This window comes from Hyunsoonleella aestuarii (assembly GCF_006148925.1).
GTDB classification, from domain to species: Bacteria; Bacteroidota; Bacteroidia; order Flavobacteriales; family Flavobacteriaceae; genus Algibacter_D; species Algibacter_D aestuarii.
Map to the genome: position 1 here is coordinate 1962965 of NZ_VAWB01000001.1, position 23512 is coordinate 1986476.

A 23512-nucleotide genomic window follows, 5' to 3' on the forward strand; every position below is an offset into this window, starting at 1 on the left:
ATTTGTGACAAATCAACATGCCTCAATATGAAGAGATTTTTTTTTGCTACATGCTTATTTATAAGTGTTTTGTTGGCATCATGCATTCCACATAAAGACACCGTTTATTTTCAAAATAAATCGAAAGCTTTAGATTCAATACATCAAATAGTTGAAACTCAAAAACCGTATCGGGTTTTAATTAATGATATTTTAAATATCAATATAAAAGTTTTGGATCAAAAAAATGTTGAAATTTTTAATCCTATAAGCTCAGGTGGAGGTGCTAGGAATGTTAATTCAACATCAGCAGAGCGTGCTTATTATGATGGGTTTTCAGTCGATATGCATGGCCAAATTAGAGTGCCAACCCTGGGTAAAATAAATGTGTTGGGGTATACCACCGAAGAAATTGAAGAGATTATTAAAGAAAAATTGTTAGCAGATCAATTTAAGGAAACTGCCAACGTATTTGTTACGGTTAGACTCGCAGGTATGCGCTTTACAGCAAGTGGTGAAATTGGTAGCCCTGGAACAAAAACATTATTTCAAGAACGCGTTAATATTTATGAAGCCATCGCTAATTCTGGAGAAATTCCTGTTACGGGTAATTTAAAGGATGTTTTAATTATTCGACAATATCCACAAGGGCAAAAAATTCATCATCTGGATTTAACCGATATCGCGATTATGAACTCGCCATTTTACTATATTCAACCAAATGATATTATTTATGTAAAACCTTTAAAACAAAAATCTTGGGGTACGGGTACTAGTGGGTTACAAACTTTAACAACAGTGTTAGGAACATTTTCCATATTAATTAGTACGTATTTAATTATAGATAGACTTTAGTATGGCGAATACCGATTTTGATAATATAGACCATATTGATGCTAGAGAAGGTATGGTGTTCGATTTTAGAGGGTTTTTATTTAAAGTTTTAAATCTTTGGAAATTTGTATTGCTTTCTGTTTCTGCAGCCTTACTTATTGCTTATTTTATTAATGTAAGAAAACAAAGCGTATATCGTTTAGGGGCTTTAGTGTCTGTTGAAACTGAGCAAAATCCGTTTTTTACCGCAAATACGAGTATTTCATTTAATTGGGGAGGTGTTTCTGGCAAAGTAAATACGGTTATTACTACGCTGAAAACCCGAACACATAACGAAAAGGTTGTAGATTCTTTGCAGTTTTATATCAATTACCTTACCGAAGGCAAGTATAATAAAATTGATATCTATAAAGGGGCACCATTCTATATAGAAATAGATAAATCGAAAGGACAAATGTTAGGTAAGCCTATGGGTATAAGGTTTATTAATGATACACAATTTGAATTGTTTACGGAGTTTGAAAGTAATAGCGTTAGTGTGCAATATTATCATGATAAATCCAAAGGTAGGGCTTCAGTACCAATAGGGTTGTTTTCAAAAATTGTTAATGTTAAAGATTCGGTGTCTTTACCATTTTTAAACTTTAAATTATACAAAAGACCAAATAGAAAGATTAATCCTGAAACCATATTCTATATTCAATTTTTAAACTTCGATAGTATAGTAAACTCTTGTAAAAATGGAATTCTGGTAAGGACTTCCTCAAATAATAGCTCCGTTTTAAATTTGGTGATGTCCGGTACTAATAAAATGAAGATTGTAGATTATTTAAATACTACGGTGGCTATTTTAAGTAAGGCCGAATTACAGCGTAAAAACCTATATGCCACTAATACGATTAAGTTTATAGATAGTAGTCTTAATGCTGTAAATGCAGACTTGAAAGGATTTAATGAAGAAATGAATGCCTTTAGAAGGAAAAACAAAGTGTTTAATGTAACTGAAGAAGTTAAACAGGTTAATTCTAGATTAAGGCAGTTTGAACTTGAGGAGGAAGGTGAACGTACCAAAATTAATTATTTAGATGACCTTGAAGTTTATTTAAAAACAAAGACCGATTACTCCAATATTGCGGCACCAACGTCGGTTGGAATATCTGAGAATAATATTCTTGCGAGTGTATCTAAGATTACGACATTAGCAATAGAGCGTCAAAATTTAGAATATACCACACGAGAAGGCTCTAATCTTTTTAAAGATTTAGATCGAAAAATTGATGCTGAAAAAAGGGTGCTTCTAGAAACTATTAATGCGACCAGAAATACCATAACAAATAGACGTCGTATCATTAATGGTAATATAGGAAGTTTAAGAGCGCAATTGAGCTCCTTACCAGAAGATCAACAGGAGTATTTAAAGATACAACGAAAGCTAAATATAGGTCAAGAGTCCTATAATGTGTATTTGGCTAAACGCAGTGAAGCAGCCATTGTAAAGGCGGCAAATGTATCTGATATCACTATGATTGATGAAGCTAAAGATATTGGTGGAGGCCGTATAGGCCCTAACAATTCTTTAAACTATATGATGGCCTTGATGCTAGGTTTTTTCATACCCTTATTTTTAATATTTGTTATTTATTTATTAGATAATACCATTCATGGTTCTGATGAGGTGGAGCGTTTGTCCAAAATCCCTATTATTGGCCTTATTGGCAGATATAAATATCACAATAATTTGGTGGTTTTTGAAAAACCTAAATCTGCAGTTGCAGAATCATTTAGAGCCATACGTTCTGGGCTGCAGTTTTTATATAAACAACAGGGTAAAGAAGGCGGAAGAACCTTAATGTTTACATCATCTGTGAGTGGTGAAGGGAAAACATTTTGCTCAATAAACATTGCAACGGCCTATGCCTTATCTGGGAAGAAAACCATATTGTTAGGTTTAGATTTACGTAAGCCAAAGATATTTGATGACTTCGATTTAGATAATGGTAAAGGCATGGTCAATTATCTTATTGGGGAAACCGATTTTAGTGATGTGGTAGAAAGCACGCATATAGAGAATTTAGACGTTGTTACTTCTGGTCCCATACCACCCAATCCATCCGAATTACTTATTGGCGATAAATTGAAAAATTTAATTGTACAACTTCGACAAACCTATGATATCATTGTGTTAGACACACCACCTTTAGGGCTGGTTTCAGATTCATTGGAGTTGGCACAATATGCAGATGCTACATTATTTTTAATTCGCTTAGATTATACGAAAAGAGGTATGCTGCAACTTATTAATGCAAAGTATCGGGCTGGTGAAATTGAGAATGTAAGTTTTGTATTAAATTTTTACAAGCATAAATCCAATCATAATTATGGCTATGGTTACGGTTATGGCTATGGCTATGGTTACGGAACTTATGGTAATGCTTATCATGAAAAAGACAATAAAAATGTCTTCAAAAACTTGTGGAATAAAATAAAGTCCATTTAAAGAATAAGTTATAATTATTTATGCCGTTAAACAAAATTGCTGTAATAGGATTGGGATATGTTGGATTGCCCCTAGCGGTTGAGTTTGCCAAACAATATCATGTTATTGGGTTTGATATAAATAAGAAGCGAGTAAACGATCTAAATAATGTTCTAGATGTAACCCACGAAGTTCGAAGTGATGTTCTAAAAGAAGTTTTAATGTCTAGAGGAAATAATCCTAGTAATGGATTAAAAATTTCTAATCAAGTCTCAGATATTTCTGATGCGTCCATATACATTATCACCGTTCCTACGCCTATCGATTCAAACAATAAACCATTACTTTCACCATTATTAAAGGCAAGTAAAATTGTTGGAAAAGTTATTACTAAAAACGATATTGTTATCTATGAATCTACCGTGTTTCCTGGACTTACAGAAGACATTTGCGTTCCTGTTTTAGAGGATGCTTCGGGTTTACAATTTAATACAGATTTTTTTGTAGGCTATTCCCCAGAGCGTATAAACCCTGGTGATAAAACACATACAGTCACTAAAATTTTAAAGATAACCTCTGGCTCGACTCCAGAAACAGCAAAAAAGGTAGACGACCTTTATAAATCTATTATTACTGCTGGAACGTATTTGGCACCATCTATTAAAGTGGCTGAAGCTGCAAAAGTCATAGAAAATGCTCAACGCGATATTAATATTGCTTTTGTAAATGAATTATCTAAAATATTTAGATTGTTAGATATAGATACTAAAGAAGTGTTAAAGGCCGCTGGAACCAAATGGAACTTTTTGAATTTCACTCCTGGTTTAGTTGGAGGGCATTGCATAGGTGTAGATCCTTATTATTTGGCACAAAAAGCAATTGAAGTAGGTTACGATCCAGAAATAATCCTTGTAGGACGTAAGGTTAATGATGGCATGGGTAACTATGTGGCTCAAGAGACCGTAAAACTTATGATAGCTAAAGGTCAGATAATACAAGACGCAAATGTTTTAGTGCTAGGCATTACATTTAAAGAAAATTGTCCAGATACTAGAAATTCAAAGGTAATAGACATTATAAATGAGCTTAAATCTTTTAGTATTCATGTAGATGTGTTTGATCCTTTAGCGTCTGTTGATCAAGTAAAAAAAGAATATAATATTAATTTGATTAATTCGCCGGAAGCAATAAAATCAAATTATAATGCTATTATTTTAGCGGTTGCACATCAGCAATTTTTAGAGTTGGATTTGGATCAGTTAAAATCAGAAAACGCAGTAGTATTTGATGTAAAGGCCATGTTACCTATAGATAAAGTTGACGCGAGACTATAATGTACAATAAGATATACCATAATAACGATCTGTCAAAACATTCGTTTCTGGTAACAGGAGGCGCTGGGTTCATTGGTTCTAATCTCGTAGAGTATTTGCTAAAGTATAAGGCTAAAAAAGTTAGGGTATTAGATGATTTTTCTAATGGTTATCGTGAGAATGTTTTAGAATTTGAGCAACATCCTGCGTTTGAACTTATAGAAGGCGATATTCGAGATTTAGAAACGTGTAAAAGCGCCATGCAAGGGATAGACTATGTGTCGCATCAAGCCGCTTTGGGATCGGTTCCACGATCTATCAAAGATCCAATAGTCACAAACGAAGTAAATATAACTGGGTTTTTAAACATGATGATTACTTTAAAGGAAAGTACATCAGTTAAACGTATGGTTTATGCGGCCTCTAGTTCTACTTATGGTGATAGTAAAACCTTGCCAAAAACTGAAGATTATATAGGGAGGCCATTATCGCCTTATGCGGTAACAAAGTATGTGAACGAATTGTATGCTGATGTTTTTGGGAAAACTTATGGTACAGATACCATAGGCTTACGCTATTTTAATGTGTTCGGACCCAAGCAAAGCCCTAAAGGTGCTTATGCAGCCGTGATTCCGTTATTTATGGAAGCTATAAAATCCAATACGCGACCCGTTATTTATGGCGATGGCGAGCAAACACGTGATTTTACATTTGTTGAAAACGCAGTACAAGCCAATATCAAAGCTTTTTTTGCGGGAACAGCTGCTAGTAATCAGGTCTATAATGTTGCCTGTGGAGAACGTTTAAGTATTAATCAATTATGGCAAAATTTTAAGACTGAAGCTAATATTAATTTAGAGCCAGAATTTAAATCTACTAGGCAAGGTGATGTTAAAGATTCTTTAGCAGACATCTCAAAAGCTGAAGAACTATTACATTATAACCCGGAATTTTTAGCTAATGATGGCATTAAAATAACGTGGAAAAAGTTTAAATCTAATTTATAAAATTAAAGTCTTTTAACGCAAATGGCTCTAGAAACCAGAATATATCAAAAAGAGAACAATGTAAAAATCTTTAAGCTTTTAAAACAAAGTTTAGCAGATATCTATAGTTCTAGGTTTTTAGCCAAACAATTAGCGGTAAGAGATATTAAAGCCCAATATAGGCAGTCTTATCTCGGTATTTTCTGGGCTTTTGTAGGTCCACTAACTACAGCTTTTGTGTGGATATTTCTAAATAGCTCGGGGACCGTTAAACTATCAGATACAGGTATACCATATCCTGTGTTTGCGTTTTCGGGCACCTTATTATGGGCCATTATAGTAGAGTCCATAAATTCGCCTACTTCAAGCACCAATGCGGCTAAAGGCATTATGTCTAAAATTAATTTTCCTAAAGAAGCCTTAGTGATTTCAGGAATCTATAAGTTGCTATTTAATTCTAGTATAAAAATACTTTTACTGCTGGTATTTGTATTCTTTTATGGTATTGGTTTTAATTGGTCTTTATTCTTATTTCCTGTAATTATTGTCGGTGCCATTTTATTTGGAACTACTATTGGTTTGTTTTTAACACCCATAAGCATGTTATATAAAGATATTGGTAAGATAGTAAGCATGGGTTTAAAGCTGCTCATGTATGTAACACCTGTAGTGTATGTTATTCCTAAAGAAGGAATAATGAAGACAGTTATGGAATATAATCCGTTTACTGCAATAATTTTAACAGCCAGAGATATGGTATTTGGTACATCACCAGAATTTCTAAATTATTTTATAGTCATTGTTTTAGTATGTTTACCAATGTTCTTTTTGGCGTTGTTGTTTTACCGAATTTCCATTCCTATAATTGTTGAACGTATGAGTTCCTAATGAAGGAAGACGAAGATAACATATTAGTTAAAGTAGAAGGTTTAAGCAAAAAGTTTTGCAAAGACCTAAAAACAAGTCTGTGGTATGGTGTTAAAGACTTATCTACAAACTTATTTGGTAACCAAAAGCAACGACAGTTAAGACCCAAAGAGTTTTGGGCATTAAAGGATATAAATTTCGAATTGCGGCGTGGTGAGTGTTTGGGTTTAATTGGGCATAATGGTGCTGGTAAGTCTACCTTACTTAAAATATTAAATGGTTTAATAAAACCAGACGAGGGTAAAGTGACCATAAAAGGACGTGTAGGCGCACTAATAGAGTTGGGTGCAGGTTTTAACCCCATATTAACTGGGCGAGAAAACATTTACAATAATGGGGCTGTTTTAGGGTTTACTAGGGCAGAAATTGATGCCAAAGTAGATGCTATTATAGATTTTGCAGAAATACGTGAGTTTATAGATATGCCTGTACAAAACTACAGTTCTGGTATGAAGGTGCGCTTAGGTTTTGCTGTAGCTGCGCAAATGGAACCAGATGTGCTTATTATAGATGAGGTATTGGCGGTGGGAGATGTAGGTTTTAAGTTAAAATGCTTTAATGTTTTAGAGGAATTAATTAAGAAGTGCGCGGTAATTATTGTTTCGCATAGTATGCCTCAAGTTACTCGAATTAGTACCGAAATTATTCTTATGGAGAGAGGTGTTATTGTAATGAACGAATCTGCGAATAGTGCTAAAGCAATTGAAGAGTATTATAAGTTGGCAGGTAAGTCTATTAAGACAGAATTTGGAAATGGAAGTATAGAAATACAAGAAGTTGCTATTAATGGAGAGTTAAAGGAGGTTGTAGATTTAGAATTTGACAAGTCTTTTAAATTAGGACTTAAGTTAAGACTTTTTAAGCCTATTGAAAAGCTATCAGTTAAGGTAACTTTTTATGATGTAGAACAAAAACCAATAGCTCAATTAAGCTCAATTAATGATAATATAATTATTCATAATATTAATTTAGATGATGAAATGAGTATAGATGTGGAAATTGAAAAGTTATTTTTTAATGTTGGGGTATATAGTTTACATCTTGTAGTAAGAGAATTAAATGTCCATAATAAAGAAGTAGATATTTTATCATTAATTAGATCCGTAAAATCTATTAATGTTATTGGGAATACTTATTATTCTCATTCCCCTTGTTTGCTAAAAGGAAGTTGGAAAAATAATTTAACAAGTGATTAATCGTATTTTTAATTTATTTAAATCAAAAAATAAAATTTTTGTTTTTGGGGATAGCCATGCTAGAGTTTTTGAGTACATAAATAACAAAAACATATTAAAACAAAAAATAGAAGTTTTATCAATTGGAGGGGCTACAGCCTATGGTTTAACTAATCCTAGGTCTAAAACGAATGCGTTAGAATTATTTAAAGAAAAAATTAATACCGAGTGTTCTAAAAAAGATAGTTTGTTTTTTTTTTTAGGAGAAGTAGATTGTGGTTTTGTAATTTGGTATAGAGCAAAGAAATATAATGAATCTATTGATTTTCAATTTGAAAGAAGTTTAGGAAATTACGAGAATTTCTTAGTCAATTTAAAAAAAGAAGGATTTAAAAACTTATATATTATAGAAACTGTTTTGCCAACTATTTTTGATGGATTTAAAGGCGAAATAGCTCATGAGCGTAGAGAAGTGGTAGCAAGTATTGAAGAAAGAACATTACTTACATTAAAATATAATTCCAGACTTAAAGATATTTCTGCAATAAATGGATTTGGATTTGTTAAAATAACTGATGAATTAATTGATAAGAAAACAGGTGTGGTTAAATTAACTTTATTAAATGATGATAAGACAAACCATCATTTAAATAACTATAGTTTCGCTCCTTTAATTCTAAAAAAGATTAAAAATGCTTTGGAGAAAAAATAAAAAAAAAGATCATATTATATTTTGTAATAGTTGGCCTAAATCAGGTACTCACTTATTATTAAATATGGCATCAATTATTTTAAATAATAAAAATGATTGGTATAAAGATGAAGCTGTAAAATCGACTCCCAATGATGTTGGAAAGCTAATAAATATTATTTCAGAAAGAGTTATTACCTATAAGCATGGTTTTGCTATGAAAGGGCATATAGGATATAACGAAGATGTTTTAGATTTTTTTTTAAAAAATAACATTCAAGTTTTATTTATTATAAGAGACCCTAGAGATGTTATTTGTTCAACAGTTAGATGGGTTACCGATTTAAGGAAAAATTGGGACGCCAATAATTTTTTTAAAAATTTAACCAAAGAAGAGCAATTGTCTTATGCTATAAATGGAATGCCGGATTTTTCACCATTTAATGATAATGATTCATTTGTTATGTGGGATAAACCAATTAAAGAAAGATATAAACACTTAACTCCATGGACTGAAAGTGGCCACACATGCGTTCTAAAATATGAAGAGCTGAGTGGGAACCTTGGCAAAGAATCATTTATTAGGGCGATAGATAAAGTCATTTCTTTTTTAGGAATTGAAGATGAAAAAACAGAAGATTTATTAAAAAATAATCTAATAGATAAAAAATCTGCTACATTTCATTCTGGTAAATCAGGAGGTTGGAAAAATGATTTCACAGATAAAAACATCAATGATTTTATTAAGGTAGGGGGCGAAGATTTGGTGAAGAAATTTAATTATGAACCTTCAATTTGTTTAAAATGAAATTTACGAGTAAAATATTAAATAATTTAACTAAAAAGATTATAAAAATTTTATTGCCTCAAATGCGTGATATTATCAGATGCGAATTAGAACACAGGAGTCATGATATAAAATATACAATGCAGCAAATAGCGGTAAATGATACGGCAGAATTTGTAATAAATAATATACCTATAAATTTACATTTTGAAGATAGATTTTCTCTTTTAACGCATACTTGTAAGTTATTAAAAGAAAATAATAAGGATAAAAAAGGAACAATCTTGGAGTTTGGAGTATGGAAAGGTTCAACCATAAATCACATGTCTAATTTATTACCAGAAGTTGATTTTTATGGTTTTGATTCATTTGTGGGTCTGTCAGAGCCTTGGATATTTAACAATCGGGGTGCTTTTTCAGATGTAAAAGATTTGCCAGTAGTTAATAATAATGTAAACTTGGTTAAAGGTTATTTTAATGAAACTCTTCCTTCATTTATTTTAGATTTAAAACAAGAGGTAAACCTTATACATATAGATTGTGATTTATATTCTTCAACTGTCACTATATTTAATAATATTTCAAAATTGATAAAACCGGGATTAATAATAGTTTTTGATGAATTTTTTAATTATCCAGGTTGGAGAAACGGAGAATATAAAGCCTGGATAGAGTTTGTTAATGAACACAAACTTAAATTTAAATATATAGGATATACTTATCAAAAGAATGAAAAATTTAAAAGTGGACAACAAGTAGCAGTGATGCTTTGCTAACTGAAACTTTATTACCTAGGTAAATATGTTATTTAAAAATAATTTAAATTGTCACTTCATAATTGCGTCTCCTAGGTCTGGCACAACGTGGTTAAGTAAAATGCTTAATGCACACCCTAACACTTTATGTGTAGAGCGTAGGTTGTTTGGTGACTATGCAGATTTTGTTAAAGACCAAAACCAAATACATCCAAGATTGCGGGTTACTTTAGATAAGTATGTAAACAGTTTATTATTGCATCATGGTTTATCTAGCCAAAATAAAACCAGTTTAACTAAAGCGCTTATAAATACCATTATAAAGGAAGAACGTAATATTTCTGGCAAAGCTATAGTGGTAGATAAAATAACACCTTATTTAAACACTTCTAACACAGTATTAAACCAAATAAACACCTATTTTCCAAAATCTAAGCTTATATTTTTGGTACGAGATGGAAGAGATGTTTTAACCAGCGGTGTGTTTCATTGGTTTAATAAACAGCACCAAGATGTTAAATTAAATAATTTCGAAAAACAAAGGAGAGCTTTGTATTTAGAAAATGGTAAAGAGTTAGAGCGTTTTTTTCAAGATAAAGAGATTAAACAATGGGCGAATGAGTGGTTACAGCCATTGCAAATTATAGAGTCTGCAAAAAAGCAGCACGATGTTAAAATAATACACTATGAGGCTTTACTTGAAAAACCAGAAATAGTATTAGCAGAATGTTTTAAATTTTTAAAAGTTAAATTAAACCAAGAAATACTTAATAAATGTGTTACATCTGCTAGTTTTAAAAACATGTCTCAAGGAAGAGAAAAAGGTCAAGCTAAGCATAATGCTCATATTAGAAAGGGTATAGCAGGAGATTGGAAGAATTATTTTATTGAGCAAGACGGGAAGCTCTTTCATGATATTGCTGGAGAAATGTTATTGAAATTTGGGTACGAAAAAAACAATAATTGGTTTGAAAGACTTAGATAAGCGAGCCTATAACATTGTATGCAATTGGTATAAAAGTATCGACTTTAACCCAGTTTATAAGGGCATAGACTATAGCCTAATTATTAGGTTTTATTTATGGGATAAAGTAGGTAGAGCTTTACGTATACAAAATGGTATAGGTAATAATGAGGTAGATGCCTATAAAGAAGAATACAAAAACTTTCCTCAATATTATACTACGCTATTGCCAAGAGGCAGTTATAAGAGAAATTTATTTTCTAGAAAAAAAATTATATTTATTCCTTATCAATCCAGTCTTACACAGGGAATTGTTAGCAAACTACATGAGTCTAAAAGTGCAAAGGTTATCTCAAAAATATCTGGAGATATTTTACCCCAAAAGCGTATCATAAAATTAAGCCCCGTTAAGCAAGATAAAGAATGGAGTGAAGTATTATATTCTAACCTAATAAAAGCCCTAAATGTTAGTAATATAAATTTAATCCCAGAAGATGTGTGGCTTTTAAAAGAACAAATTTATGGAGCAGTACGATTAACTAATTTAGCCGTTGCAGAGCTTAAGACTAATAAACCAGATGCAGTATATGTACATTCAGATAATCATCCGCCATATATTAATTATGTGCTTGCTGCTAAAATGTTAAACATTCCAACGTTCACTTATCAGCACGGTTTAGACTGTGAGCATTATTATTATAATGATTGTTTTGCAGATTATGTAGCAGTATGGAGTGCTCATAGAAAGAATAGATATATCCTAAATTCTTTAACACAACCAATATCTTATAAGATTGTTGGTAACGTATTTTTAAATAATCTTGCTATAGATAAAAATAAAGTTTCTAATACTATCCTTTATATTACAAGACCACATAAACCTCTAAAATGTTATGCACCTTCTAGAAGCCATAAAGAAGGCCTAGAAATTCTAAAGGTAATTTTAAAGTTTTTATTGAAGAATAAAAGCATAGAACTTATTATTAAGCCACATCCTATGGATATCATATCTTTTTATACAAACGCTATATCAGAATGTAAGTTGCAAAATAGAGCTAGAATAAAAAACACTTCTATAAATGAGTTGTTATCTAAAAGTGCTATAGTTATTACAGAAGACTCTACAGCAGGAGTAGAGGTGATGAGGTTTGGGATTCCATTAATACATGCTAATTTTTCAACCGTAGAACCTGTTTTGCCACTTGTAAAAGAAAAAGCAGCTTTAAAAGGGTTTAATGAAGATGAGTTATTGCATAGCATAGAACTTGCATTTAATTTAGATGAATATGAGAGGGCAACTTTGATTGAACAACAAAAACAACTTTCAGAAAAGTTAATTCCGAAAGGAAATGTCAAATCTGTTATTAGTTATATATTAGAAAATATTTAATAAGAATGCCTAACTTTTTATTCATAACATTAAATGACCATGTATCTTGGGGAGGCAGTGAAGAGTTGTGGAGTAAAACTGCACTTTCCTTTGTAAATGATTATGAGGTTACTGTTTTAAAAAAGCAATGGCCTACTGAGCATGATTGCATTAAACAGATTTTGGCTTCAGGAGGAAATGTTGTTTATAAACCTATTAAAAAACCAAAACATAATGGAGGATTAACGAATAAGGTTTTAACTAAACTTAAGACAGTAACTCCTACATCTAAAAACGATTTTGAATCTATTAAAGATATTACTAGATATAATCTTGCAATAATTTCTGTAGGCAATCACGTTGACTCAAAAATTGTGAGCTATACTAGTTATCTTAAACATCATAATGTGCCATATATTATTGTAGTGCAGTTAGCAACAAGTTTAAAGAATCTTAATGATATGGACATAAAAAGACTTCAAACAGCCTATAACGATGCTATAGGTATAGGTTGTTTGTCTATAGAAAATCGTGAGGTTCTAAAAACACAGTTGGGTTTAACATTAAAAAATGTTTTTAAAATAAACAATCCTTTTAATTATAGACAGACATACTTAAAACCTAAACCTAATGAAGTATTTCAAGTGGCTTGTGTAGCAGCTTATGCAATGTTTCATAAAGGTCAAGATTTATTATTAAAACTGTTGTCTCAAGAAAAATGGCAACAAAGAAAAATTTGTTTTAATTTATATGGTAGTGGGATTAATGAAAATCATTTAAAAAAATTAATTGACCTCTATAATATAAAACATTTAGTAAGGTTAAGAGGGCACGTTGAAAGTAAAGAATCGATTTGGAGTATTAATCAAGCTTGTATAATGCCTTCAAGAATGGAAGGACAAAGTCTAGCGATGTTAGAGGCTATGTCTTTTGGACGCCCAATAATTAGTACCGAAGTTGGAGCTGCGCCAGAGCTGATAGATGATAATGTAACAGGATTCTTAGCTAAAACTTTTAGTGTTAGTTTCCTTGATGAGGCTCTTGAACGAGCTTGGTTAAAGCGAAATGAATGGATAGAAATGGGTAAATTATCACGTAGTAAATTATTTGAAGTAATTAAAGAAGATCCAATTGTAACATTTTCCAATAAAATTAAAGAGTTCTTATAATGAAAATTCTTTTCATAATACACGATGCTTCAAGATCTGGTGCTCCTTTAGTGCTTCTGTATTTAATGCGGTGGCTGCATAAAAACAAAAAAGACATAAAAATGGATGTTCTTTTTGTTCGTGGTGGTGTATTAGAAAAAGAGTTCAAGGAGGTTTCTAACTCTACTTATAACTACAGTAAACAAGTTGGTACTATAGACAATGGAACAATAAAACGCACAAATATTTTTTATAGAGTAATTAATAAAATAATAAGAAGGCAAAAAAGAGTAAGGGAAACCCAATTTTATAGTAAAATAGCTAGCAAGAATTATGATCTAATATATGCAAACACTATTGTTTCTGTTCCTTATGGTACTGCTATTAAGGCATTAGCACCTAACGTTAAATTTTTATTACATGTACATGAGTTGCAAACTATTATTACAACATTACTTCCAGATTTTAAAAAACACATTCCTAATATAGATAAGTTTATAGCGGTTTCTAATCAAGTAGCAAATAATTTAACATATAAATGGAGAATAAATGAAGAGTTAATAGATGTGGTTTATGCGTGCGCAGAAGTGAATATAGAACCTCATAAAAAGGAGAGCGATGATTTTATTGTTGGCGCAAGTGGATTATCTTATTGGCGCAAGGGAAATGATGTATTTATACAAGTAGCTAGATATGTTACAAAACTTTATCCAGACCATAACATAAAATTCAAATGGGTTGGAAATGAATTTTTAGACAAGCCAATTATAGAATCTGATATAGAAAAGTTGGGGTTGCAGAATATTGTAGAGTTTACTGGCGAATTGTCTTCGCCTAATAAGGCTTATAATGATTTTGATGTGTTTTTAATGACTTCAAGAGAAGACCCATTTCCGTTAGTTTGTATAGAATTGGCAATGTTAAGCAAACCTATAATTTGTTTTGAAAATGCTTCGGGAAGTGCAGAAGTTATAAAAAAAGGGGGTGGTTTTGTTGTTCCTTATTTAGATATTGAAAGTATGTCTGAAAAAATTGTGTATTATTATAAAAATAGAGATAAATTAAAAGAGCATGGTGAAAATGCTAGCGCACTGTTTGCATCTTTTACACCAGAAAATATTTGCCCACAACTGGCGGATGTAATACATAAAACATTAAGCAAATAGTTTAAGTTGATAAAGGCTATAAAAAATAATATAAAGAAGTTAATAGCTACATTGTATGAAAATAAAATTGCCACGTTTTATTTTAAACATAAAGGCTATTGCCCTTGCTGCGAAAAAAGCGTTGAGTTTATTGCTAGGCATAATTGGTTGCGTGACCATTTTAAATGTAGTACTTGTAGCAGCTTACCAAGAGAACGTGCTTTAATGCATGTAATAATAACTAAATATCCAAATTGGAAAGATTTACAAATTCATGAATCTTCTCCAGGTAACAGAGGCCATAGTGTTACTCTAAAAGCGCAGGCTAAAAATTATATAGCATCCCAATATTTTCCTAATGAACCTTTTGGTAGTAGTGTAAAAGGATTTCGAAATGAAGATTTAGAAAATCAAACCTTTAAAAGCAATAGTTTTGATTTGGTGGTTACTTCAGATGTGATGGAACATATTTATGAGCCAGAAAAGGCTTTTAGAGAGATACATAGAACTTTAAAACCTGGCGGTGCTCATATTTTTTCAGTGCCTATAATTAATAAGCATAAGCCTACACAGCGTTGGGCAGCTAAAAATCCGGATGGGAGTCCTCATTTTTTATTTGAGCCAGAATGGCATGGAAATCCCGCAGATGCAAAAGGGTCTCCAGTAACATTTCACTGGGGTTATGACATAAAGAATTTTATTGAAAAGCATACTGGTGCGGTGTGTGAAATAATATATCTAGACGATTTATCAAAAGGCATAAGAGCAGAATACATAGAAATTGTTATTGCGAAAAAAATATAAAACCATGCCCAAATTAAGACCAATAGCTTTTGTTTTACCACAGTTTCATCCTATACCAGAAAACGATAAATGGTGGGGTAAAGGTTTTACGGAATGGACTAATGTTAAAAAAGCAAAACCACTATTTAAAGGGCATTACCAACCGCACGTGCCAACAGATTTGGGTTACTACGATTTAAGAGAACCAGATGCTAGAATGGCTCAAGCCCATTTGGCACAAAAATATGGAATACATGGCTTTTGTTATTATCATTATTGGTTTAACGGTAAACGCCTGTTAAACTATCCTGTTGATGAAATTTTAAGGCTACAAGAGCCTAATATGCCCTTTATGTTATGTTGGGCAAATGAAAACTGGACGAGACGTTGGGATGGTTTAGATAAGGAAATACTCATAGAGCAAAAGTATAGTGTCGAGGATGATAAAAACCATATGCGTTGGCTTTGCGAAAATGTCTTCAAAGATGAAAGATATATAAGAGTAGATAATAAACCCGTATTTGTAATTTACAGGCATCAATTATTTCCAAATATTAAAGAAACCGTAAGCGTTTGGAAAGATATTGCTATCAATGAGTATGGCTATGAAGGTTTATATTTGTGTATTACAGAAAGCTTTCATGATAATACACCACCACATAAGATAGATTTTGATGCAGCCATTGAATTTTCTCCGCATACTGTGATGATGGAGAAAAAGAAACCCTCTTTTTGGGATAAAATTTTTAATAAGAACCCTAATTTAGATATTAAAGACTATCAATTAGGGGTAGATCGTATAATTTCTAGAGTTTTGCCAAACCATAAATTATTTAGGTGTGTTACGCCTGGTTGGGATAACTCTGCTAGAAAGGGCAACAATGGCATTATAGGGATTAATAATAGTCCAAAGATTTATTATGAGTGGTTAAATTATATAGTTAAAATTTTTAAGCCCTATTCTAAAGATGAAAATTTTATCTTTATTAATGCTATGAATGAGTGGGCAGAAGGGAATCATTTAGAACCTTGCGTTAAATATGGTACCTACTATTTAGAAGCGACTAAAAAGGCTATAGAAAATAATGAATAGATCATCTTTAGTTTCAATTTGCATACCAACTTATAATGGTGCCTCTTATATACAAGAGGCTATAAATAGTGCAATTGCTCAGACCTATACCAATCTGGAAATTATTGTAAGTGATGATGGGTCTACAGACTCTACTTTAGAACTGATAGAATCTTATCGCAAAAAAACCAAATTGCCTATCATTATATTGCATCACCAACCTTCAGAGATAAGTGCCAACTGGAACCATTGTATCAAACATGCCAAAGGAGAATATATTAAGTTTTTATTTCAAGATGATGTTTTAGAGCCAAGCTGCATAAAAAAAATGGTAGATGCTTTTGTTATTGATAAAAAAATTGGTTTGGTTTGTTGTAAAAGGCATATTATATCTGCAGAAGACAATAGTTTTACGAAAAACTGGATTGCTAATTTCAAAAATTTACAGTGTAATCTTCCAATGAATGAAAATTATATTCATGTTATGGATGGAAAAGATATACTTAAAGCGCCTTATTTTAAGAGAAAACCTATTAATATTATAGGCGAACCTGTAGCAGTTATGTTTAAAAAATCTGCTATTCCATTAGTTGGTTTTTTTGATGAGTCAATGTTTCAATTAGTAGATTATGAATATTGGCTGCGATTTCTAAAGCATTATAAAATAGGTTTTTTGCATGAACCATTAGCAAGTTTTAGATTGCATCTAAATCAAATGTCTTTTTTAAACAATAAAAATAAGTTGAATGATCATGAACTTTACTATAGCATTCTTTACAAGCGCTATTTTTGGTTTTTGCATAATAATTTTAGATGGTTTTTACTTAAGAGGTATTTTTTTTTATTTAAAGTGTATCGAAAACTTAAGACATTAAAATAATGAATACACCTAAAGTCTTTGTGGTTATTGCAAGTTATAATGGTGTTTCTTGGATTAAAGACTGTTTAGATAGTCTTAACCTAAGTGAAGTGCCAGTTTTTACAATCGTAGTTGATAATAATAGTTCAGATACTACAGTAGATGTTATTGAAACTAATTTTCCAAATGTTACAATATTAAAGCAAAATGAGAATTTAGGTTTTGGAAAAGCAAATAATTTGGGCATATCACATGCTTTAAAATTAGGAGCAGATTATGTTTTATTGCTTAATCAAGATGCTAAAATACGTCCAAGCACTATCAAAAGTTTAATTAATGCGGGTAAAAATTATCAAGAATACGGTGTTTTGAGTCCCATTCACTTAAATTGGGATGGCAATAATTTAGAACATTATTTTTCGAAATTTGCATTGAATAACCCAAATTTTTATTCTGATTTTGTTCTAGAAAAAAAATTGAAAAGTGTCTACGAAGCCCCATTTGTTAATGCGGCTTGTTGGTTGTTAAAAAGGAATATTCTAGAAGTTGTAGGTGGTTTTGACCCTGTTTTTTTTCATTATGGTGAAGACAATAATTATTGTCAGCGCGTCCAATACCACGGTTTTAAAATTGGAATTGTTCCTAATTGTTTTATTGAGCACGATAGTGTAGTGAGGTACACAAAACCTGAAGAGTTGTTTACTAGGAATTATTATAGAGATGCGTTAAATAAACTCAAAATAAATTTATGCGATATCAATAAAGTGATTAATAAAAGTGATTATAATGGTGTTAGAAAGCATATTTTTAGACTTATTCTTATTAATTTATTTAAGTTTAACTTTAAAAATGTCATAGGTTATTTTAAAAAGTATGTTTATTTTAATAAAGCGATCGCGTCTATTGAACATAGCAGAAATACAACCATCACAAAACATCCACATTATTTAGACAGTTAATTATGTATGTAAGTATTATTATACCTACCCGAAATAGATATTTTTATATCATTGCTTTAATAAATGATCTAAAAGATCAAAATTTCAAGGACTTTGAAATTATTGTTGTAGATCAATCTGATGAGCCTAAGCCAATTTTAGACTGCAATCATATAATTACAAAATCCAAAGGTCCATGTGTTTCTAGAAATATTGCCTCCAAAGTTGCTAAAGGTAATATCTTGGTTTTTCTGGATGATGATGCTCGGGTTGGTAATGATTTTATTAAGGAAATTACCAAGCCGATTTTGAAAGGTGACTATTTAGCTGTAGCTGGAGCTGTTTGTGATTTAGAAGGAAATTATTTAAGAAAAGACAGCGATTTTTTAAAGTCTCCTAGCGAAAATTTTATAAAAGTGTTGACCAATAATCCAGATTCTAAAACTTCAAGAGATTGCATCTCTTTTCCGGGCTGTTGTGCTGCAATAGAAAAGAACCTCTTTTTTGAAATAGGCTCTTTTGATGAAAGTTTAGATCCAACTGGAGCTGGAGAAGATAGAGATCTTGCTTTAAGACTCTATTTAAGAGGAGTTGCAATTAGGTATAATAGTAAGGCAAAATTATTACATGCTGTTGCTCCAGTGGGAGGTAGTAGGGATGTTGGTAGTAGAACATTAATGTTAGATGTTCATACTTATAAAATGAGTAAAAAATATTTTTCAGAAGCATTAACTTTAGCATTAAAGAAAACGATATTACGAAAGTATTACAAAAATTTTTTTAATTCGATATTACAATTAAGGCTAGTAAGAACAAAATTTCATTTTTTGTTAGTGGTTAAACGGTTATTGAATCAATCTTAATTATGTGCGGATTTTTAGGTGAATTTTCTTTTAATAATAGCGACTTAACAAATAGCGTGCTGTTCGATTCTTTATTAGAATTATCTAAGCTTAGGGGGCCAGATAGTACAGAAGTTATAAGAGAAGATGATTTTCAATTGGGTTTTAATCGGTTAGCAATTTTAGATATTTCAGAAAATGGCAATCAGCCCAAACAGTCGGTTTCAAAACGATATACCGTGGTGTTTAATGGAGAGATTTATAATTATAAAGCACTTCAAAAAAGATACCAATTAAAAAATTTGCAATCCACATCTGATACTGAGATATTAATTCATTTATTGGATAAATTTGGCATTGATAAAACCATAAGTATGCTTAATGGAATGTTTGCCATTGCCATTGTAGACAATAGTAATAAAACGGTTTCTCTAGCACGTGACTTTGCGGGAATTAAGCCATTATTTTACGGCATATCAAAAAAAGGCATTGTATTCGCCTCTCAATTCAATCAAATATTTAAACACCCTTGGCAAAAGGGTGTTTTAAAATTAAGACCTGAAATCATGAAAGAATATTTTGGGTTTGGTTTTATGCATGCTCCAAATACCATTTATGAAAATATTTTTCAAGTAAAACCAGGAGAGTTACTAGAGTTTTCAAATGAAGGGCAATTAATTAAAAAATCACAAATAACTTTTTCTAAATATGTTTCTAAAAGAAATAAAAAAGGACTGAAGATGACTTACAATGCCGTTTTAAAGAAAGCGGTTTATAAGCAATTAGCAAGTGATGTACCTTTGGCTTCTTTTTTAAGTGGCGGTGTTGATAGCCCTTTAATTACGGCGGTTGCCAAGGTGTCAAAAAAAGATATTGAAGCCTTTACTTTTGGTATTGACCATGTTAAATTTGACGAAAGTAAGAAGGCCGTTGGTTATGCAAAGCACTTACAGATAGCCCATACTTTGGAAAAAGTTGATGAATCTGAGATTGTTTCTCATGTTGAAGAACATTTTAAATACTTTTCAGAACCTTTTGGTGATTATTCAAGTGTACCAACCTATGTAATTACAAAAAAGGCACGAAAATCTCATACAGTCATGCTTTCAGGAGATGGAGGTGATGAGTTGTTTTTTGGATATCCTAGAATGTTAGATGTCTTAAATAAAAGGCAGTGGTTTTTGGTTCCATTTTTTATTAGAAAACCCTTGATTGCAATTCTAAACAAACTAAATATAATTAACACTTGGGCACCTTATTCTTACAGAACTTTGGGAGAATGGATTAAATCAAAACAACAGTACATATTACCAAATATATTGAATTCTTTTTTTGAAAAAGATGTTTTTTCAAAAGAGGTAAATGATTTATTTAAAATATCTAATATTAATAGCAAGAAGAAACTTTTGCACTGGTTGAGGTGGAATGAATTTTATGGACATATGCAAAGGGTCCTTATAAAAGTAGATCGCGCCAGTATGGGGAATAGTTTAGAAGTTAGAGTCCCTTTTTTAGATAAAGATAGTATTAAATATGCATGGGATAATATACCTTTACAATTAAATGATCATAATGACCTTAAAAAAGTATTAAAAGATAATTTAGCCATGTATTACCCAAAAAAAATAGTTCAAGCACAAAAGAAAGGATTTAGTGTACCTATTGAAGAATGGTTAAGAAATGATTTAAAAGAAAATGTACAAGAGTATATTTCTCAAAAACCTTTTTACGGGGAAGACCATATCAATATTGTTAAAGTTAAAAGGTTTGTAAGTGATTTTTTTGACAGAAAACACAATAACGGTTGGGGGGTGTGGCATATTTATGCTTGGCAAAAATGGGCATATAACCATGTTCTAAAAAATACCAGCAATGATTAAAAAGCATATCCCTAATTTTTTGAAAAAGAGATTGAATATCTTGAAAGCTTAGCAAAAGTGGAAAGGTTCCAATAGAATTTTCTGTATATCTATGCAACGATGTGGAACAACCGCTGGTATTGCTTTTTTTAAACATTTTGGGTACACTGTGGTAAGATCTAGTCATTCCAGAAAAAACTATTGGACTACATTTTGGTATAACGGTGATTTTGAATTTATTTTTTAATCTCATGATTTTAAATCCTTTCAAATTTTTGAAAATGACCCTTGGCGGCTTCCGGAATTTTATAAAATATTATTTCATAAATTCCTAAACTCAAAATTTATACTTTTTACAAGAGATAGTGAGTCTTGGTTTAAGTTCATGCTTTAACACTCTAATGGTCAAACTTTAGGTAACACAAAATTGCATTGTAAATATATAGAAGAGAAAAAGAGTTTTATCAAAAATTTGAACTAGGTAAGAGCATTACCTATATTGTAGATAAAAAAGACAATCTTTTAGCTTTGTTTGAGCATAAGGATCACTATATAGACATATTTGAGTCAAGAAATAAAGAAATTATTAATTTTTTTGATGACCATGATTCTAACCGATTGATTCATTGTGCCTTAAGTGATGATGATAAGTGGGAGACATTAGGGGAGTTTTTTAATATAATTGTACCCAAGGACTTTAATGTACATTCAAACAAATCGTTGCAAAAAGATTAATCTTTTGCTCTATTTCTCAGTTTATCACTTAGCAGCTTAACTGTTTTATTGATATGCCTTAATTTTATTTTTTTAGATGAGATAAATTTTATCGGCTATGAAAGTTCAAATCTGTCTGCCAAATCACAAAATTTTTATCGTCGTCAATTTTATAATAATCGTGTTTTATTAAAAACTCATTTAACTTTTCTTGACCTTTACTTTTCATAATATTTTGTTTAGTATCAACAATCAATGGGTATTTCTCTTTTTTCAAAATGCTCTTTTCAAGTACGGTAATCAGGTTATCAGCTTGAATAGCATTATCTGTGAGCCAAAATTTTTCTATTGGAGGAATTTGTTCGGTTAAATAGTAAAACATGGGCTGATGTCCATATATAAATAAAGTATTCGATTCTTTTAAGTTTCTTTCAATTGATTTAGTTAATCTGTTAATGTGAACAGCATTTTTTTGAGAGGTATAAACACCTCTCATTTTCTTATGTTTGATTGGATAAGTACACCTTATCCTTGCAAATAACCCAGCATCTACATGATAAATAAAACCAACTCTTGACCATATACTAAAGAATAGAATAAAAAGAATACCTGTTAAATAAACTGGTTTAGTAATGATTTTTATTTTTTTGAAATTGAACTCTCGATACTCGTAAAGAATAATTAATGATAAAGGAATTAGTACAACCAAACCATAAGATAACTTCAAAAAAATTCCGGTATTGGTACCTGAAACCTGAGTTATACCAGTAATACTAAAAATTAAAACAGCAGTACTAAATCTGTCTTTTTTGATTATTGATAATAATAGTGGAAATGTACAAAATGCAGGGGCAAAATACTTTAGTTCATATGCACTGGAATTTCCGATAGAAAATCCTCCATAAATTAAAAAAGCTAAAACAAATAATAAAGACAATGGAACTAAAAAATAGAATTTATTGTTGTGTTTTTTAGCATACTCAAATAACCTCGAAATCGGAAATATTATTAATGTTACAATAATGATATGCGGGCTAAATTCTAGGAAATCCTTAATATAACCTTTTAATAGCCTGTTTATGGAATAACTCGGATTTGTATCTGATCCAATCAGTTCAAAATATCCAATATATACATGCCATATACCATTTAGTTTTAATATCATATAAAAAGCTCCAAATAAAAAAATGAAACCCGAATAGAAAACTATACATTGAATAAAAAATTCTCGAATTAAAAAGGAAAAACTCTTATTTTGCCTCGCATGAATGAATTGATATATAAGTATAATTGGGAATAAGGCTAAAAAAATTATGTTGGGAAATCTTGAAGTAAACGCTAAAAAAAGTAACATCCCCGATATAAACAAATAGATATATTTATATAACTGAAAATATTTTAATATGCAAAAACTCATTACCAATAAAAAGAAGAATGAAGATATATCGTAAGAGAAAGCCAAAGTTGTGTGTCTTATACTAAATGCAACACCACAGAAGATTCCTAACAGTAAAATAGATTTGTTATTAGTATAATTATTTAATGATTTATATGTAACGAGTGTTATTGCCATTACAAATACGGCTTCAAGGATCATTAGGCCTAAAATTCCAGCATTTGGAAATATTTTAATCCATATTGCTCCAATTAAATTGGTTAAGAAAGATAAACTATCCGAAGGAAGACCATCTACTTTGTAAGTCAATAAATTGTTGAAAAATGATTGGTAATGAATTGCATGAAACCCAGTATCTGTTAAATCACCACCTTGCCAAATAAACAAAAAAGGATAAACTAATATAAATAGAAACAATAAAATTAATTTTCTTTTAATTTTCATAAATTAATTATCATTTAAAATGACATACATTAATAAACAGTCTATAATATTTCTAA

The 23512-nt window shown here is 30.9% G+C and carries 21 protein-coding genes; 20 read left to right on the top strand and 1 reads right to left on the bottom strand.

Annotated elements, in window-relative coordinates:
- Nucleotides 1-27: 27 nt before the first annotated feature.
- The 20 genes from FEF17_RS08925 (at nucleotide 28) to FEF17_RS09020 (ending at nucleotide 21637) form a co-directional block, all read left to right on the top strand.
- Complete coding sequence (locus tag FEF17_RS08925) at nucleotides 28-834, top strand: polysaccharide biosynthesis/export family protein (protein WP_139001983.1); 807 nt, start codon at nucleotides 28-30, stop codon at nucleotides 832-834.
- 1 nt (nucleotide 835) lies between these two features.
- Nucleotides 836-3310 carry an exopolysaccharide transport family protein gene (locus FEF17_RS08930; protein WP_139001984.1) on the top strand — a complete coding sequence of 825 codons (2475 nt, stop codon included), beginning with the start codon at nucleotides 836-838 and terminating at the stop codon, nucleotides 3308-3310.
- Between the two features lie 20 nt (nucleotides 3311-3330).
- Nucleotides 3331-4623 (top strand): nucleotide sugar dehydrogenase, encoded by a 1293-nt coding sequence (locus FEF17_RS08935; protein ID WP_139001985.1) that lies wholly within the window; start codon nucleotides 3331-3333, stop codon nucleotides 4621-4623.
- Complete coding sequence (locus tag FEF17_RS08940) at nucleotides 4623-5609, top strand: SDR family oxidoreductase (RefSeq protein ID WP_139001986.1); 987 nt, start codon at nucleotides 4623-4625, stop codon at nucleotides 5607-5609. The genes FEF17_RS08935 and FEF17_RS08940 overlap by 1 nt, the downstream gene beginning before the upstream one ends.
- A gap of 21 nt (nucleotides 5610-5630) precedes the next feature.
- Nucleotides 5631-6476, top strand: a complete 846-nt coding sequence (locus tag FEF17_RS08945; RefSeq protein WP_139001987.1) for an ABC transporter permease — start codon at nucleotides 5631-5633, stop codon at nucleotides 6474-6476.
- Nucleotides 6476-7711, top strand: a complete 1236-nt coding sequence (locus FEF17_RS08950; protein WP_139001988.1) for an ABC transporter ATP-binding protein — start codon at nucleotides 6476-6478, stop codon at nucleotides 7709-7711. The genes FEF17_RS08945 and FEF17_RS08950 overlap by 1 nt, the downstream gene beginning before the upstream one ends.
- The gene (locus tag FEF17_RS08955) at nucleotides 7704-8402 is read left to right on the top strand and encodes an SGNH/GDSL hydrolase family protein (RefSeq protein ID WP_139001989.1); all 699 of its coding nucleotides are present in this window, start codon (nucleotides 7704-7706) and stop codon (nucleotides 8400-8402) included. The genes FEF17_RS08950 and FEF17_RS08955 overlap by 8 nt, the downstream gene beginning before the upstream one ends.
- Complete coding sequence (locus FEF17_RS08960) at nucleotides 8383-9189, top strand: sulfotransferase domain-containing protein (protein WP_139001990.1); 807 nt, start codon at nucleotides 8383-8385, stop codon at nucleotides 9187-9189. Before FEF17_RS08955 ends, FEF17_RS08960 begins: the two co-directional genes overlap by 20 nt.
- Nucleotides 9186-9944, top strand: a complete 759-nt coding sequence (locus FEF17_RS08965) for a TylF/MycF/NovP-related O-methyltransferase (RefSeq protein ID WP_139001991.1) — start codon at nucleotides 9186-9188, stop codon at nucleotides 9942-9944. The genes FEF17_RS08960 and FEF17_RS08965 overlap by 4 nt, the downstream gene beginning before the upstream one ends.
- A gap of 25 nt (nucleotides 9945-9969) precedes the next feature.
- A complete protein-coding gene (locus FEF17_RS08970) occupies nucleotides 9970-10908 on the top strand; it encodes a sulfotransferase domain-containing protein (protein WP_139001992.1) in 939 nt (312 codons plus the stop codon).
- Nucleotides 10892-12277, top strand: coding sequence for a UDP-N-acetyl glucosamine 2-epimerase (locus FEF17_RS08975; RefSeq protein WP_139001993.1), 1386 nt, complete (start codon nucleotides 10892-10894; stop codon nucleotides 12275-12277). The genes FEF17_RS08970 and FEF17_RS08975 overlap by 17 nt, the downstream gene beginning before the upstream one ends.
- 5 nt (nucleotides 12278-12282) lie before the next feature.
- Entirely contained in the window at nucleotides 12283-13425 is a 1143-nt protein-coding gene (locus tag FEF17_RS08980; protein ID WP_139001994.1) for a glycosyltransferase, read from the top strand.
- A complete protein-coding gene (locus FEF17_RS08985; protein WP_139001995.1) occupies nucleotides 13425-14570 on the top strand; it encodes a glycosyltransferase family 4 protein in 1146 nt (381 codons plus the stop codon). The genes FEF17_RS08980 and FEF17_RS08985 overlap by 1 nt, the downstream gene beginning before the upstream one ends.
- Nucleotides 14571-14774: 204 nt before the next feature.
- Nucleotides 14775-15353 carry a class I SAM-dependent methyltransferase gene (locus FEF17_RS08990; RefSeq protein WP_211342469.1) on the top strand — a complete coding sequence of 193 codons (579 nt, stop codon included), beginning with the start codon at nucleotides 14775-14777 and terminating at the stop codon, nucleotides 15351-15353.
- A 4-nt stretch (nucleotides 15354-15357) separates the two neighbouring features.
- Entirely contained in the window at nucleotides 15358-16425 is a 1068-nt protein-coding gene (locus tag FEF17_RS08995; RefSeq protein WP_139001996.1) for a glycosyltransferase WbsX family protein, read from the top strand.
- A complete protein-coding gene (locus FEF17_RS09000; protein ID WP_139001997.1) occupies nucleotides 16418-17284 on the top strand; it encodes a glycosyltransferase family 2 protein in 867 nt (288 codons plus the stop codon). Before FEF17_RS08995 ends, FEF17_RS09000 begins: the two co-directional genes overlap by 8 nt.
- Nucleotides 17284-18222, top strand: a complete 939-nt coding sequence (locus FEF17_RS09005) for a glycosyltransferase family 2 protein (RefSeq protein ID WP_139001998.1) — start codon at nucleotides 17284-17286, stop codon at nucleotides 18220-18222. The genes FEF17_RS09000 and FEF17_RS09005 overlap by 1 nt, the downstream gene beginning before the upstream one ends.
- Nucleotides 18223-18224: 2 nt before the next feature.
- Nucleotides 18225-19064, top strand: coding sequence for a glycosyltransferase family 2 protein (locus FEF17_RS09010; protein ID WP_139001999.1), 840 nt, complete (start codon nucleotides 18225-18227; stop codon nucleotides 19062-19064).
- Between the two features lie 2 nt (nucleotides 19065-19066).
- Entirely contained in the window at nucleotides 19067-20923 is a 1857-nt protein-coding gene (gene asnB, locus FEF17_RS09015; protein ID WP_139002000.1) for an asparagine synthase (glutamine-hydrolyzing), read from the top strand.
- 507 nt (nucleotides 20924-21430) lie between these two features.
- On the top strand, nucleotides 21431-21637 hold the full coding sequence (locus FEF17_RS09020) for a hypothetical protein (RefSeq protein ID WP_139002001.1): 207 nt from the start codon (nucleotides 21431-21433) through the stop codon (nucleotides 21635-21637).
- Nucleotides 21638-21725: 88 nt separating this feature from the next.
- Here the strand turns inward: FEF17_RS09020 and FEF17_RS09025 are convergent, their stop codons facing one another.
- Nucleotides 21726-23456: a hypothetical protein gene (locus tag FEF17_RS09025; protein WP_139002002.1), complete on the bottom strand. Its 1731-nt coding sequence runs from the start codon at nucleotides 23454-23456 to the stop codon at nucleotides 21726-21728.
- Nucleotides 23457-23512 lie beyond the last annotated feature (56 nt).

Excerpts from the sequence above, each read along its gene's own strand:
- FEF17_RS08925 (WP_139001983.1), top strand. The coding sequence starts at position 28 with ATGAAGAGATTTTTTTTTGCTACATGCTTATTTATAAGTGTTTTGTTG.
- FEF17_RS08930 (WP_139001984.1), top strand. The coding sequence starts at position 836 with ATGGCGAATACCGATTTTGATAATATAGACCATATTGATGCTAGAGAA.
- FEF17_RS08935 (WP_139001985.1), top strand. The coding sequence starts at position 3,331 with ATGCCGTTAAACAAAATTGCTGTAATAGGATTGGGATATGTTGGATTG.
- FEF17_RS08940 (WP_139001986.1), top strand. The coding sequence starts at position 4,623 with ATGTACAATAAGATATACCATAATAACGATCTGTCAAAACATTCGTTT.
- FEF17_RS08945 (WP_139001987.1), top strand. The coding sequence starts at position 5,631 with ATGGCTCTAGAAACCAGAATATATCAAAAAGAGAACAATGTAAAAATC.
- FEF17_RS08950 (WP_139001988.1), top strand. The coding sequence starts at position 6,476 with ATGAAGGAAGACGAAGATAACATATTAGTTAAAGTAGAAGGTTTAAGC.
- FEF17_RS08960 (WP_139001990.1), top strand. The coding sequence starts at position 8,383 with ATGCTTTGGAGAAAAAATAAAAAAAAAGATCATATTATATTTTGTAAT.
- FEF17_RS08965 (WP_139001991.1), top strand. The coding sequence starts at position 9,186 with ATGAAATTTACGAGTAAAATATTAAATAATTTAACTAAAAAGATTATA.
- FEF17_RS08970 (WP_139001992.1), top strand. The coding sequence starts at position 9,970 with ATGTTATTTAAAAATAATTTAAATTGTCACTTCATAATTGCGTCTCCT.
- FEF17_RS08980 (WP_139001994.1), top strand. The coding sequence starts at position 12,283 with ATGCCTAACTTTTTATTCATAACATTAAATGACCATGTATCTTGGGGA.
- FEF17_RS08985 (WP_139001995.1), top strand. The coding sequence starts at position 13,425 with ATGAAAATTCTTTTCATAATACACGATGCTTCAAGATCTGGTGCTCCT.
- FEF17_RS08990 (WP_211342469.1), top strand. The coding sequence starts at position 14,775 with ATGCATGTAATAATAACTAAATATCCAAATTGGAAAGATTTACAAATT.
- FEF17_RS08995 (WP_139001996.1), top strand. The coding sequence starts at position 15,358 with ATGCCCAAATTAAGACCAATAGCTTTTGTTTTACCACAGTTTCATCCT.
- FEF17_RS09000 (WP_139001997.1), top strand. The coding sequence starts at position 16,418 with ATGAATAGATCATCTTTAGTTTCAATTTGCATACCAACTTATAATGGT.
- FEF17_RS09005 (WP_139001998.1), top strand. The coding sequence starts at position 17,284 with ATGAATACACCTAAAGTCTTTGTGGTTATTGCAAGTTATAATGGTGTT.
- FEF17_RS09010 (WP_139001999.1), top strand. The coding sequence starts at position 18,225 with ATGTATGTAAGTATTATTATACCTACCCGAAATAGATATTTTTATATC.
- asnB (WP_139002000.1), top strand. The coding sequence starts at position 19,067 with ATGTGCGGATTTTTAGGTGAATTTTCTTTTAATAATAGCGACTTAACA.
- FEF17_RS09025 (WP_139002002.1), bottom strand. The coding sequence starts at position 23,456 with ATGAAAATTAAAAGAAAATTAATTTTATTGTTTCTATTTATATTAGTT.